The organism is Paraburkholderia humisilvae (assembly GCF_902859855.1).
GTDB lineage: Bacteria > Pseudomonadota > Gammaproteobacteria > Burkholderiales > Burkholderiaceae > Paraburkholderia > Paraburkholderia humisilvae.
Window position 1 is genome coordinate 192334 of record NZ_CADIKH010000008.1, and the last position, 13460, is coordinate 205793.

Here is a 13460-nt window from a genome sequence, read left to right on the forward strand (position 1 = left end):
ATGCTTCACGTCACAACGCCGTGAGCGAAAACCGATGAGTGACGCGGCCCGAAACGGGGTACTGGTGCGGTGGCGACGGGCGGAATGAGGTCCGCCGGTGCCGCGCGTGATCGCAAAGCGTGTTGCGCGTCCGGTGCCGCGTACGACTGGCTAATTAATACGTGAACTCAATACCTATACCGCGGTGATTTCAGCGGTACTGGCCCGCGTACTTGACAACCTTGTCAAGATTTGCCTTCGTGATGAAGCCCGGACCCGAGCGGATGTCGCGCGGGCCATAGGACGGTTCGAGGCCGTAGGTCTCGAGACGCTCCTTGAACTTCGGATTGGCCTGCAGGATCTGGCGGATTTTCACCGGATCCGTCGTGTGCTCCTTCTTCGCGATCGCGAGTACTGCGACCGGGATATAGCCTTGCAGATACGGCTGCTGGTCGATCGCGAACTGGATCGTGCCGGCCTGGATCGCCTTGGCGATGTCATCCGAGAAATCGAACGTGCAGAAGTAGATCTTGCCAGCGAGGCCCATCTGCTGAACCGCCTTGAGCGTCGCCGCGGCCGGGACCGGGCCGAGCGTCAGGATCGCGCCGGTGTTCGGGTGGTTGCGCAGATACGCGCTTACTTTTGACTGGATTTCCGTCGGGTCCTGCCCCGAGTCGATCGTCGACGTCTTGTAGTCGACCCCGATGGCTTCCGCAAAGCCGCGGCAGCGGTCGAACGACACCGCGTTGGTCGCGATGTGATTCACGCACAGGAACGACTTCACGCCGGCGGCCTTCGCCTTTTCACCGGCAGCCTTGCCCGCGACATATTCGGGCTGGCCGACGTGCATGATCGCGCCGAGTTTCTGGCTCTGCTCTTCGGTGCCCGAGTTGATCGTGACAAGCGGGATCTTCTTCGCGGTCACTTTGCCGATCGAGCTCTTCAGCACGTCGTAGTCGGCGATCGTGGTGATCACGCCGTCGTAGTTGCGCGCGGCGGCCTGCTCGATCAGCCGCGACATATCGGCGATATCGCCGTTCGGCGGATTGCGATAGTCGGTTTCGACGTTGAAGTCCTCGTCGGCCTGCTTGATCGCGTTCTTGATTGTGTTCCACCACGAGTCGGAATCGGGTGCGTGACTGATCAGCACGAAATGCGCGTCGGCCGCCCGTGCGGGTGCCGATGCCGCGAAGCCCAGCGATAGCGAAAGCGCCGCAAAGAGCGCTGTGATTGAACCCTTGCCTTTGCAAAGTTTCATTGTCTCCACCTTTCTCGGTCTGTTCGTTTTTGAAGGGAGCGTAGGGCGCGCCAACCTGCACGGACAAAGGCACGCCATCGCTCACGACCAAGATTAGGTCAACTTCGATGACGATGCAATGAAAATTTCAAAGAAAATAAAATTGGAAAATACATTCCATTTGCCGGAGGCGCTGCCTATAATCGGCATCGTCTGGCCGGCCTCGGCGGACCGTGCGAGAAGCACGCGCGGCGCGGCTTTTGCGACGCAACAGAGCAAGGAAGGAAGGCCCATGGCTGAAGAGAACACAGAAGAACTGCCGAGCGTCGATGAATTGATGCAGCGCATCGCGGACAACTACGAGTCGTTGCCGCGCCAGTTGAAAAGCGTTGCGACGTATATCGAGCAGCATCGCGGCAGCGTGATGGTCGATCGCACCAGCGATATCGCGACGAGTTGCGGCGTGCATCCGTCCGCGGTCGTGCGCTTTGCGCAGCGTTTCGGTTTCTCCGGGTTTTCCGATCTGCAGGCGGTGTTTCGTCAGGCGTATACGGGGCAGGGCGCGTCGTCGCCGAGTTATCAGCAACGTATCCGCAAGCTGATCGACGAAAAGCCGGGGCGTGTATCCGGCGGCACGGTTGCACGCGAATTTATCGCCGCGTGCCGCGGGGGGCTCGACGAGCTCGACGCGACGCTCGACGACGCGCAGTTCGACGTGGCCGTCAAGATGATGCAGCAGGCGGAAAACATCTACGTGGTGGGCGTGCGGCGCTCGTTTCCGGTGGCGAGTTACATCGTCTATGCGCTGCAGCACACGCCCAAGCGCGTGCATCTGGTATCCGGTTTCGGCGGCATGTACCGCGAGCAGATTCGCAGCGTGAAGAAGGGCGACGTCGTGATCGCGATCAGTTTTGCGCCGTACGGCAAGGAGACGCAGTACTGCCTGCGCGTCGCGCATCACCATCAGGCGAAAACGCTGTTGATCAGCGACAGCCAGCTGTCGCCGCTCGCACGCTACGCGAGCACGCAACTGTATGTGAAAGAGGGCAGCGCGTTCGCGTTCCGTTCGCTGACCAGCACGATCTGCCTGTGCCAGGCGCTCTTTATCGCGCTTGCGTACAAGCTTGAATTGAACGTTGAAGAATCGAAAGACACTGGAGGATACGATGACTGATGGTGCGGGCGGTAAGACGATCGACGTCGCGGTATTCGGCGCGGGTCGGATCGGCAGGATTCACGCGGCGAATCTCGCGCGGCAGCCGGGCGTGCGGCTCAAGTATGTGGTCGATGTGAACCGCGATGCGGCCGCGGCGCTTGCCGCCCAGCACGGCGCGCAGGTCGCGGACATCGACGGCGCGATCGGCGATGCGTCGGTTGGCGCGACGGTGATCTGTTCGAGCACCGATACGCATGCGGACCTGATCCTGAAGTCCGCCGCGCAGAGGAAGCACGTGTTCTGCGAGAAACCCGTCGATCTGACGCTCGAGCGCGCGCGGGCGTGCGCCGATGCGGTCGCGAAGGCGGGCGTGGTCTGCATGATCGGCTTTCAGCGGCGCTTCGATCCGACCTTTGCCGCGGTGAAGGCGCGCATCGATGCCGGCGAGATCGGCACACCGGAAATGCTGGTCGTGACGAGCCGCGATCCGGGTGCGCCGCCGGTTGAGTACATCAAGCACTCGGGCGGCATCTTCAAGGACATGCTGATTCACGACTTCGACATTTTCCGCTGGATTCTCGACGATGAAGCGGACACGCTGCATGCGACCGGCAGCTGTCTGTCGGACCCGGCGATCGCCGATGCGGGCGATATCGATTCGACCGCGGTGACGATTCGCACGAAGCGTGGGCGTTTGTGCCAGATCAATACCGCGCGGCGGGCCGCATACGGTTACGACCAACGTTTCGAAGTGCTGGGCAGTGACGGGATGCTGCAAGCGGGCAACGTGCGGCCGACCGAAGTGGTCGCGTATTCGAAGACGGCGGTCTCGAGCGACGTGCCCGAAGCATTTTTTCTCGAACGCTATCGTGCCGCGTATGCGCTTGAGATTGCGCATTTCTTCGCAGCGGTGACACAAGGCAAGCCGGTGCGCACGACGGTCGCTGATGGGTTGAAGGCGCTCGAACTCGCTGAAGCGGCCACGCGTTCATGGCGCGCAGGGCGCGCAGTCAAGCTTGACGGGGCGGCATGATGGCGGCGCCCGATTCAGCGCAGCGCGCACCGTTGCGCATCGGCGTGGTTGGTCTCGGCCGGCTCGGCAAGCGGCATGCGCAGAATCTCGCGTATCGCGTGCGCGGGGCGGCGCTTACCGCTGTGTGCAGCCCACTCGACGAAGAACTGACGTGGGCGCGCGGCGCGTTGCCCGCGCCGCGCGAGTATCGCGACTACGCGGCGCTGCTCGACGATCGCGACGTCGACGCGGTGTGGCTCGTTACACCATCCGCGTTGCATGCGCAGCAGATCGTCGATGCGTTGCGGGCCGGCAAGCACGTGTTCTGCGAGAAGCCGCTGTCGCTCGATCTTGCGGAGTGCGAACGCGTGCTCGGTGAAGCGCAACGCCTGCCGCATCTGCAGGCGACGATCGGTTTTATGCGCCGCTTCGATCCGAGCTACCGCGATGCGTACGACAAGATTCAGGCGGGCCTGATCGGCCGGCCTTTCATGGTGCGCTCGCAGACCTGCGACCAGAACGATCCGGACGGCTTCTTCGTGCGCTTTGCGCCGTCTTCCGGCGGCATCTTCCTCGATTGCACGGTGCACGACATCGACGTCGCGCGCTGGCTGCTGGGCAAGCCAAGCGCGAAGCGCGTCTATGCGGCAGGCACGGTCGCGCTGCATGACGGCTTGCGCGCGTTCGGCGACGTCGACAATGGCGTGGCGATCTGTGAATTCGACGATGGGCGGCTCGCGATGTTCTACGCGTCGCGCACGATGGCGCACGGCAACGACACCGGTAGTGAGGTGATCGGTACGGCTGGGGCGCTCGCGATCGGCCGCAATCCACGGCTGAATCGCGTTGAAATCGCGGACGCGCACGGCGTGCGCAACGAGTGCACGCCGACCTTCTTCGATCGCTTCGAAGATGCGTTTCTGTACGAGGCGCAGGCGTTCGTCGCGGCGGTACAGAGCGGCGAGCAAAGCGGTGCGACGCTGGCCGACGCGCTTGAGGCGACGCGCATCGGTAATGCGTTGCGGCGTTCGCTTGAGACCGGGCAGGCGGTCATGCTTTAAGGACAGTTGCCATGTCGATCACGCGTTTTCCCTGCGCATGTTGGGGCGCGGTCGGGTACGAGCTCGCCGCTTGTCGTTTTGTCGAACTGCATGGTGTAGACGCGTCGTCGTGTGTGTCAGACTCCTGTCCATTTCCAGAGCACGCTATCGCTTGCCCATTTTCTGAGGATGCGCGGAAACTATCGTGCAGAGCTGCACATAAATTCCACAAGGGGCGTGCATTCTTGTGGCGCACGTACCCATTCAATTGATAACGCGCCCGATGGAAATCAATAAGGATTGCTGCCGGCGAGGAATGTTCGAAATCCAGTAATTCCTGTCGTTCCTCGCAATTGCACCATCATCCCCGGCAAGGGCAATTTCGCTCCCTTTTCCATAAACATAAACAACTTCGTAACAATACGGCGTGGTCTTTTCGTCGGGCCGCTTATGTAATACGACAAAAAATACTTCTTCTTGCTGCATTTCGCAATGCCGAAAAATTGGTGTTGGTACGCGTCACGGGATGCGGTATATGCGGTACGACAAATTCTTGCTGCTGTAGAACGCCCATACGCCTGCTCAAACAATCGGCCTGATACTGAGGCAAGGCGGTTTTTGCACGCTCTTCCACTACGATGATCATCAGTTGCTTCTGCGTAGTCGGCTTTTCCTTAGTCAAACGTTTCTCAATGAAGATGTGGGCCGAGTTCAACGTTTGCTGTTGTACGCATAGGTCATATAAAGCACAGTACGTCTGCAATTCCACATCTTTCATTAAAGCCGATGTCAAGGAAGCGTAATCGTCAACGTTTTCAAAAAAATCTTTGAATGTCGCCTCATCGGCATTGAGCATGTCCAATAATACGGGAGCCAATGTCCCTGCGCCGAAATTCCACTGTACGACTCCGAATGACATTCCCATCTTGTCAAAATTGTCCGCAACGGCGTCATATTTCAACGTCTGGCTGTTTGATCCTTCAAAAGAACCTGTAATGAGGAGTGCCATCTCAATTGCCTTGTTCAGGGGGGACGCACGCGGTTCGAAAATTCCCCACCAGCGCAACCGGATGAATGTGATGCACAACCGGACTATCCGGAAACCCTTCAACCTTGCCCTTCACCTGGTCCCACCACTGCAGCTTGCCGACCCGCTCGAGCTCACACTCCCAGTTCACGCGCGCATTGCGCATCAGCGGCGTGATCGCCTCCCAGCGCGCCATGTTGCCGCCCCATTCGCTTTCGTAGCGCAGGACCACATGCGCGAGCTCGCTCGCGAGCCCCGGCACGTCCATCGCCCGCTGCAGCTTCACGGCGGTCACCACTTCACGACCGTCCTCGCCACGCGCCGGCCTGTTGCCGCCCGGCGCAGGCAAACGGGCCACCGCCTGCTCGAGCCTGAGCAGCAATGCACTGCCATTGACCGCTTCGGTCGAAGGCGCGAACGACTGATCGACGCACGCCGCGGACATCGCGCCAAAATGCACGCCGCCGTGCGGAAAGCCGTTCACGCCAAGCGGAAAGAAGCCATCGGTCATCTGCCCGAGCGCGTGATAGAAGACCTGCGGGTCGGTGACTTCGCCGCCGCCCTTGCGCGGGAAGGGATAGCACCACTTCAACGCAGGCGGTGGCGCAACTACGTGTGCCGGTGAAGCGGACGAATGAACTCTTTGTTGGGTTTCGTTTGACTACTCGTGCTGGTCGTTGCCGGGCTCAAAGGTCTCGCTCCACTGTCAATCAAATCAAGCTAAACATCGCCTGATTAGTTGAAGCAGATGATAAGGGCCGGGCAATCGGAATAGATCGTTGTGGACACAATTTGACATCCACCCTAAGACTGTCTGATAGGGCGGTGCGATCTGGTCGTGAAATTTGAGAAGAATGAGGTCGTCACTAAAGAGCGGGCCGGGGCGACGAGGCGACGCAAGGCGCGCAACGGGCGCGTGCTGTAGAATTTGACCCTCTGCCTGGCGTCGCCAGGCCGCCTTACCCCGAAGGTCCTCGTCGATGGAAATTCAGATTCACAAGGAAGTCGATGCGCGCGGACTGAACTGCCCGCTACCCATCCTGCGCGCGAAGAAGGCGCTGGCCGATATGGAAAGCGGCCAGATCCTGAAGGTGCTCGCAACCGATCCCGGCTCGCAGCGTGATTTCGCCGCGTTCGCGAAGCAGACCGGCAATGGCATCGTCGAAAGCACGTCGCAGGACAAGACGTTTATCTTTCTGATCCGGCGACGCTAAGCGTTGCGCCACGCGCCGTCTCACGCGCGGCGATCGAATCTCGCTTGCTGCAGGCAAAAAAAGGCGCTGTGTCTGCGTATGCGATGAGAACATCGCGGCAGACACAGCGCCTTTTGTCATGAGCGGGCCTCGATCTGGGCGCCAACGCGCGGCCCCGCTTGCGTTGGCGGCGTATGCCGCGCAGCCGGCCCGCGCGGAACGGCGAGTTAGCCCTCAAGCACCGGCGAACGCGTCCGCAAATACTGCTCGAAATCAGCCGCCACTTCTGGATGACGCAGCGCGAATTCGACGGTCGCTTTCAGATAACCGAGCTTGCTGCCGCAGTCGAAACGCGTGCCGTGATACTTGTACGCGAGTACCTGCTCGTCGTTGAGCAGCGACTGGATCGCGTCGGTGAGCTGCAGCTCGCCGCCCGCGCCCGGCTTCAGCGCCCGGATATGTTCGAAGATGCGCGGCTTCAGCACATAGCGGCCGACCACGCCGAGATTCGACGGCGCGACGTCCGGCGCCGGCTTTTCGACGATGCCCGACATCTTGATGATCGCGTCTTCCCATTCCTTGCCGTCGACAATGCCGTACGACTTCGTCTCGTCGCGCGGAATTTCTTCGACGCCGATCACCGAGCTGTGATAGTGGTCGAAGACTTCGATCATCTGCTGCATCACCGGCGGCGTGCCGTACAGCAAATCGTCCGCGAGAATCACGGCGAACGGGTTGTCGCCGACCAGCTTTTCCGCGCACAGCACCGCATGCCCCAGGCCAAGCGCTTCCGGCTGGCGCACGTAGAAGCAGTCGACATGGCTCGGCTTGATGCTGCGCACGAGTTCGAGCAGCTTGGTCTTGCCGCGCGCCTCGAGTTCCGCTTCGATCTCATAGGATTTGTCGAAGTGATCTTCGATCGCGCGCTTGCTGCGGCCGGTCACGAAGATCATCTCGGTGATGCCGGCGGCCATCGCTTCTTCCACTGCGTACTGGATCAGCGGCTTGTCGACGATCGGCAGCATTTCCTTCGGGCTGGCTTTGGTCGCGGGGAGGAACCGTGTGCCAAGACCTGCTACCGGAAAAACTGCTTTTGTAACTTTTAGCATGCGATACCCCTGGTAATGGATTGGCCGGCTGGTTTGCCGGCCTATCGTGCCGCGATGCGGATCACCCGTCGACGCGGCGCTTGTGGCGCGGCATCTGTCAGGCCGGCAGGCGCGTGAGCTGCGCCGTTAGCTTGCCGATAGCGGTCTGGTATTCTGCCAGCCTTTTCTGCTCCTGCTCAACCACGACGGGCGGCGCTTTCGCGACGAAACTCTCGTTTTGAAGCTTGGCGTTACATTTCGACACTTCCGCGTTCAATCTCGCAATCTCTTTTGACAGACGTTCCCGTTCGGCGGCGACATCGATCTCCACTTTCAGGACCAGTTTGTCACCTCCTACGATAGCAATCGGCGCGCCATGTGCTTCCTTGTCCAGTTGTGCTTCATCGGCGATGATCCGCACCTCGGACAGGCGCGCGAGCGCCTGTGCATAGGGCGCGAACGTCGTCAGCCGCGCGGCGTTGCCGGTTGCGAGCAGCGGCACCCTGGTCGCCGGCGACAGGTTCATCTCGCCGCGCAGGTTGCGGCACGCATCGATCGCGGCCTTCAGGTCGGCGGCCCACTGCTCGGCCGATTCGTCGATCTTCTTCGGCTCGGCGACCGGATATGGCTGCACCATGATCGACGCTTCGCCTGCGGCGACACCGGCCGGGTACGCGTCGGTCAGCGGCGCCACCTTTTGCCACAACGCCTCGGTGATGAACGGCACGATCGGGTGCAACAGGCGCAGCACCGCCTCGAGCACGCGCAGCAGCGTGCGGCGCGTCGCGCGCTGCTGTTCGGGCGTGCCGGACTGCAACTGCACCTTCGCGAGCTCCAGGTACCAGTCACAGTATTCATCCCACACGAACTTATATAGGGCATTTGCCACATTGTCGAAACGATAGTCGGCAAAACCCTTAGCCACGTCCGCCTCGACCCGCTGCAGCAGCGACACGATCCAGCGATCCGCCTGCGAGAAGTCGGTGTAGCCGCCGGGGCCGCAATCGCCGGGCTGGCATGCGCCCGGCTTGCTGAAACCGCAGTCGTGGCCTTCGCAGTTCATCAGCACGAAGCGCGTGGCGTTCCACAGCTTGTTGCAGAAGTTGCGATAGCCTTCGCAGCGCGCGAGGTCGAAGTTCACGTTGCGGCCGAGCGTCGCCATCGACGCCATCGTGAAGCGCAGCGCATCGGTGCCGAAGGCGGGGATGCCGCCCGGGAATTCCTTGCGAGTTTTCTTCTCGATGCTCGCGGCGTTCTTCGGGTTCATCAGGCCGGTGAGGCGTTTCGCGACGAGCGCCTCGAGTTCGATGCCATCGACGATATCGAGCGGATCGAGCGTATTGCCCTTGCTCTTCGACATCTTCTGGCCTTCGTGATCGCGCACGAGGCCGTGCACGTAGACGGTGTTGAACGGCACCTTGCCGGTGAAGTGGGTGGTCATCATGACCATCCGCGCGACCCAGAAGAAGATGATGTCGAAGCCGGTGACGAGTACCGACGACGGCAGGAACGCTGTCAGCTCAGGCGTTTCGCGCGGCCAGCCGAGCGATGAAAACGGCACGAGCGCCGACGAGAACCAGGTGTCGAGCACATCCTGGTCACGCGTGAGCGGGCCGGTGTAGCCGCGCTCCGCGGCCTTGTCGCGCGCGCCTTCCTCGCTGTGCGCGACGAACACTTCGCCGTTCTCGCCGTACCACGCGGGGATCTGGTGGCCCCACCACAATTGCCGCGAGATACACCAGTCCTGGATGTTTTCGAGCCACTGGTAGTAGGTGGTCGTCCAGTTCTCCGGCACAAAAGTGATCTGGCCGTTGCGCACCACGTCGAGCGCGGTTTCGGCGATCGACTTGCCAGGAGTGAACGTGCCCTCGGGCGCGGGCTTGCTCATCGCGACAAACCACTGGTCGGTCAGCATCGGTTCGATCACGACGCTGGTGCGGTCGCCGCGCGGCACCATCAGCTTGTGCGCCTTCACCGAGTCGAGCAGGCCGAGCCTGGTGAGGTCTTCGACCACACGCTCGCGCGCCTCGAACCGGTCGAGCCCGCGATACGCCTCGGGCGCATTGCCGTTGATCTTCGCGTCGAGCGTGAGAATCTCGATTTGCGGCAGCTTGTGGCGCTGGCCGACCTGATAGTCGTTGAAGTCATGCGCGGGCGTCACTTTCACGACGCCGGTGCCGAATGCGCGGTCGACATAATCGTCCGCGATCACCGGAATGTCGCGCCCGGCGAGCGGCAGCGTTACGGTTTTGCCGATCAGATGGGCATAGCGCTCGTCTTCCGGGTGCACCATCACCGCGACGTCGCCGAGCATCGTTTCCGGGCGTGTGGTTGCGACCGTCAGATGGCCGGAGCCGTCTGTCAACGGATAGCGGATATGCCACAGATGGCCGTTTTCCTCTTCGCTGACCACTTCGAGGTCGGACACCGCGGTGAGCAACACCGGGTCCCAGTTCACGAGGCGCTTGCCGCGATAGATCAGCCCCTGCTCATAGAGACGCACGAATACGTCGACCACCGCGGGCGACAGGTTGTCGTCCATCGTGAAGTATTCGCGCGACCAGTCGATCGACGCGCCGAGGCGCCGCACCTGGTTGGTGATGGTCGACCCGGATTCGTGTTTCCACGCCCACACCCGCTCGACGAACTTCTCGCGGCCGAGATCGTGGCGCGACACACCTTGCGCATCGAGCTGCCGTTCGACGACGATCTGCGTCGCGATCCCGGCGTGATCGGTGCCCGGCACCCACAGCGTGTTTTCGCCGAGCATCCGGTGATAGCGCGTCAGGCCGTCCATGATGGTCTGGTTGAACGCGTGGCCCATATGCAGCGTGCCGGTGACGTTCGGCGGCGGCAACTGGATCGAGAAGTTTTTGCGGCCCGGCTGCATCGCGGGCGCGGCGTAGCCGCGTTGTTCCCATTTGGGGCCCCATTCGGCCTCGATCGTATGGGGCTCGAAGCTCTTGGCAAGCGTGCTGTCGCTCATTGTGGAAGTCTGCCGAAAAATGCGTGAAAAGATGCCCGAAACCTTGAAGTATAAAGGGTGCGCAGCCCGGCGCGGCGCGCCGCGGCGCATTCGCGCGGGATGGGACGGGTGCGCCGTGCCGCCTGGCGGCTGATTATGGCGCGCTCGCGCAGTCGGCTGGCCGGACCGGCAGGGCGCTTGCAGCAGGCGGGTCTTATAATGGCGGACGGCTTGCAGCCATCGCTTGATGCGCTGACGCCGCCCCTTTGCGTGCCGATGCTTTGCATCCCGCCTCGCGCGGCGCCTTTGCGTGAATTCCGCCGTTTTGCCCATCCGACATGCCCGATCTGCTCGCGAACCTGAACCCCGAACAACTTGCCGCCGTCACGTTGCCGAACGAACCGGCGCTCATTCTTGCGGGTGCCGGCAGCGGCAAGACCCGCGTGCTGATCACGCGCATCGCGTGGCTGATCCAGCACGGTTACGCGTCGCCGCCGACCGTGCTGGCGGTCACGTTTACGAACAAGGCGGCGCGCGAGATGATGGCGCGCCTCTCCGCGCTGTTGCCGATCGATACGCGCGGCATGTGGATCGGCACCTTTCACGGCCTGTGCAACCGGATGCTGCGCGCGCACTATCGCGACGCGGGCTTGCCGCAGACCTTTCAGATTCTCGACACGGCAGACCAGTTGTCGGCGCTCAAGCGGCTGATGAAAGGCCTCAATATCGACGACGAAAAGTATCCGGCGAAGAACCTGCAGTACTTCGTCAACAACGCGAAGGAACAGGGGTTGCGGCCGAAGGATGTCGACGCGACCGACAACTTCAACCGTAAGTTCGTCGAACTGTATGACGCGTACGAGCAGCAATGCCAGCGCGAAGGCGTCGTCGATTTTCCGGAGCTGCTGCTGCGCTGCTACGAGTTGCTCGCGCACAATCCGCCGCTGCGCGCGCATTACCAGGCGCGCTTCCGGCATATCCTCGTCGACGAGTTCCAGGACACCAACAAACTGCAGTACGCGTGGCTGAAACTGCTCGCGGGCGAGCACAACGCGATCTTCGCGGTCGGCGACGACGATCAGTCAATCTACGCATTCCGCGGCGCGAACGTCGGCAACATGCGCGACTTCGAACAGGAGTTCCAGGTTCGCCATCTGATCAAGCTCGAACAGAACTACCGGTCGCACGGCTATATTCTCGATGCGGCGAACCAGCTGATCGCGCACAACGCGCGCCGCCTCGGCAAAAACCTGCGTACCGACGCGGGGCACGGCGAGCCGGTGCGCGTCTACGAAGCGGCGACCGATACGCAGGAGGCGAGCTGGATCGTCGAAGAGATTCGCGCGCTGATCAACACCGGCCTGTCGCGCGGCGAGATCGCGGTGCTGTATCGAAGCAATGCGCAGTCGCGCGCGATCGAGCACACGCTCGTCAACGTCGGCATTCCGTACCGCGTGTATGGCGGCCTGCGCTTTTTCGAGCGCCAGGAAGTGAAGCACGCGCTCGCGTATCTGCGCCTGATCGACAATCCGAATGACGACACGGCGTTCGCGCGCGTCGTGAATTTCCCGGTGCGCGGCATCGGCGCGCGCTCGATCGAACAGCTTGCCGACGCGGCGCGTCTTTACAACTGCTCGCTCGCCGCGGCCATTCCCTATGTGACCGGCAAGGCGGGTTCGAGCCTCGGCGCATTCGCGAACCTGATCGCGAAGCTGCGGGCGCAAACGCAGCAGATGAGCTTGCCTGAGACAGTCGAATACGTGGTGCGCGGCAGCGGTCTCGCCGATTTTTATCAGAACGAGCGTGAAGGGCAGGATCGTCTCGAGAACCTGCAGGAACTGGTGAATGCGGCGAGCGCGTTCGTCAGCGAAGAGGGCTATGGGCTCGACACGCCCGCGCGCGCGATTGCGCTGCGCCCGGGCGCGACGGCGGCGCCGGAATTGACCGTCGTATCGGACGACCCGGGCAGCGTCGTGCTCGACGCTGCGAGTCCGGCCGATCTCGCGCAGAATCCCGACACGATGACGCCGCTGGCCGGTTTCCTGTCGCATGCATCGCTCGAAGCGGGCGACAACCAGGCGCAGGCCGGCCAGGACGCGGTGCAACTGATGACCGTGCATTCGGCGAAGGGGCTCGAGTTTACCGCGGTGTTTATCACCGGTCTCGAAGAAGGTCTGTTCCCGCATGAGAACAGCGCGATGGAAGCGGACGGGCTCGAGGAAGAGCGGCGCCTGATGTATGTCGCGATTACGCGTGCGAAGGAGCGGCTTTATCTGTCGTTCGCGCAGAGCCGGATGCTGCATGGGCAGACGCGCTATAACGTGCGCTCGCGGTTTTTCGACGAACTTCCGCAAGACACGCTAAAGTGGCTCACGCCGAAGGCTGAGGCTGGTGCGCGCTGGGGCGGCCGGTCGGACAATGCCGGCTGGGGTCGCGACTGGTTCGGACGCCCGGGCCGCGAAGGCCGCTACGACGGGCATGAAGCGGGGGCGGCGGCGGCCCCGCTGCCGGCCTTTGCGAACGAGCAGCGCGCGGTTGACACCGGCTTTCGCGTGGGACAGCAGGTGTTCCACACGAAGTTCGGCGAAGGCACGATCACCGCGCTCGAAGGCGGCGGCGCCGACGGCAAGGCACAGGTCAGATTCAAGCGGCACGGCGAGAAGTGGCTGGCGCTCGCGGTCGCGAAACTACAGGCGGTGGAATGAGCGAAGTGAAGCATACGGGAACGAAACACCCGCTCGCGAGCGGCGCACCTGAACACGA

The 13460-nt window shown here is 62.1% G+C and carries 11 protein-coding genes; 5 read left to right on the forward strand and 6 right to left on the reverse strand.

Annotation, left to right across the window (positions count from 1 at the left end; all coding sequences use genetic code 11):
- Positions 1–190: 190 nt before the first annotated feature.
- Entirely contained in the window at positions 191–1237 is a 1047-nt protein-coding gene (locus HV796_RS10565; protein ID WP_175226408.1) for a sugar ABC transporter substrate-binding protein, read from the reverse strand.
- 271 nt (positions 1238–1508) lie between these two features.
- Between HV796_RS10565 and HV796_RS10570 the strand changes: the two genes are divergently transcribed.
- The 3 genes from HV796_RS10570 to HV796_RS10580 are packed head-to-tail and all read left to right on the forward strand — an operon-like array spanning position 1509 to position 4445.
- The gene (locus tag HV796_RS10570) at positions 1509–2390 is read left to right on the forward strand and encodes a MurR/RpiR family transcriptional regulator (protein WP_175226409.1); all 882 of its coding nucleotides are present in this window, start codon (positions 1509–1511) and stop codon (positions 2388–2390) included.
- Positions 2383–3405 carry an inositol 2-dehydrogenase gene (iolG, locus tag HV796_RS10575; protein WP_175226410.1) on the forward strand — a complete coding sequence of 341 codons (1023 nt, stop codon included), beginning with the start codon at positions 2383–2385 and terminating at the stop codon, positions 3403–3405. Before HV796_RS10570 ends, iolG begins: the two co-directional genes overlap by 8 nt.
- Positions 3405–4445, forward strand: coding sequence for a Gfo/Idh/MocA family oxidoreductase (locus tag HV796_RS10580; RefSeq protein ID WP_175226468.1), 1041 nt, complete (start codon positions 3405–3407; stop codon positions 4443–4445). Before iolG ends, HV796_RS10580 begins: the two co-directional genes overlap by 1 nt.
- Positions 4446–4688: 243 nt before the next feature.
- Here HV796_RS10580 and HV796_RS10585 read toward each other — a convergent pair whose 3' ends face one another.
- The 3 genes from HV796_RS10585 to HV796_RS10595 are packed head-to-tail and all read right to left on the reverse strand — an operon-like array spanning position 4689 to position 6043.
- On the reverse strand, positions 4689–4910 hold the full coding sequence (locus tag HV796_RS10585) for a hypothetical protein (protein ID WP_175226411.1): 222 nt from the start codon (positions 4908–4910) through the stop codon (positions 4689–4691).
- Positions 4873–5433, reverse strand: a complete 561-nt coding sequence (locus HV796_RS10590; RefSeq protein WP_175226412.1) for a hypothetical protein — start codon at positions 5431–5433, stop codon at positions 4873–4875. Before HV796_RS10590 ends, HV796_RS10585 begins: the two co-directional genes overlap by 38 nt.
- Before the next feature lies 1 nt (position 5434).
- Entirely contained in the window at positions 5435–6043 is a 609-nt protein-coding gene (locus HV796_RS10595; protein WP_175226413.1) for a hypothetical protein, read from the reverse strand.
- Between the two features lie 394 nt (positions 6044–6437).
- Between HV796_RS10595 and HV796_RS10600 the strand changes: the two genes are divergently transcribed.
- A complete protein-coding gene (locus HV796_RS10600; protein WP_175226469.1) occupies positions 6438–6665 on the forward strand; it encodes a sulfurtransferase TusA family protein in 228 nt (75 codons plus the stop codon).
- Positions 6666–6871: 206 nt separating this feature from the next.
- On the opposite strand, the gene galU is transcribed toward HV796_RS10600, so the two are convergent.
- Both galU and HV796_RS10610 read right to left on the reverse strand, forming a co-directional pair.
- On the reverse strand, positions 6872–7753 hold the full coding sequence (galU, locus tag HV796_RS10605) for a UTP--glucose-1-phosphate uridylyltransferase GalU (RefSeq protein WP_175226414.1): 882 nt from the start codon (positions 7751–7753) through the stop codon (positions 6872–6874).
- 97 nt (positions 7754–7850) lie between these two features.
- Entirely contained in the window at positions 7851–10718 is a 2868-nt protein-coding gene (locus tag HV796_RS10610; protein ID WP_175226415.1) for a valine--tRNA ligase, read from the reverse strand.
- 317 nt (positions 10719–11035) lie between these two features.
- Between HV796_RS10610 and HV796_RS10615 the strand changes: the two genes are divergently transcribed.
- Complete coding sequence (locus HV796_RS10615; protein WP_175226416.1) at positions 11036–13402, forward strand: UvrD-helicase domain-containing protein; 2367 nt, start codon at positions 11036–11038, stop codon at positions 13400–13402.
- Positions 13403–13460 lie beyond the last annotated feature (58 nt).

Bases quoted from the DNA above. Each gene is read 5' to 3' on its own strand.
- HV796_RS10610 (WP_175226415.1), bottom strand. From the start codon at position 10,718: ATGAGCGACAGCACGCTTGCCAAGAGCTTCGAGCCCCATACGATCGAG.
- HV796_RS10580 (WP_175226468.1), top strand. From the start codon at position 3,405: ATGGCGGCGCCCGATTCAGCGCAGCGCGCACCGTTGCGCATCGGCGTG.
- HV796_RS10590 (WP_175226412.1), bottom strand. From the start codon at position 5,433: ATGGCACTCCTCATTACAGGTTCTTTTGAAGGATCAAACAGCCAGACG.
- HV796_RS10585 (WP_175226411.1), bottom strand. From the start codon at position 4,910: ATGCAGCAAGAAGAAGTATTTTTTGTCGTATTACATAAGCGGCCCGAC.
- HV796_RS10570 (WP_175226409.1), top strand. From the start codon at position 1,509: ATGGCTGAAGAGAACACAGAAGAACTGCCGAGCGTCGATGAATTGATG.
- HV796_RS10565 (WP_175226408.1), bottom strand. From the start codon at position 1,237: ATGAAACTTTGCAAAGGCAAGGGTTCAATCACAGCGCTCTTTGCGGCG.
- galU (WP_175226414.1), bottom strand. From the start codon at position 7,753: ATGCTAAAAGTTACAAAAGCAGTTTTTCCGGTAGCAGGTCTTGGCACA.
- iolG (WP_175226410.1), top strand. From the start codon at position 2,383: ATGACTGATGGTGCGGGCGGTAAGACGATCGACGTCGCGGTATTCGGC.
- HV796_RS10615 (WP_175226416.1), top strand. From the start codon at position 11,036: ATGCCCGATCTGCTCGCGAACCTGAACCCCGAACAACTTGCCGCCGTC.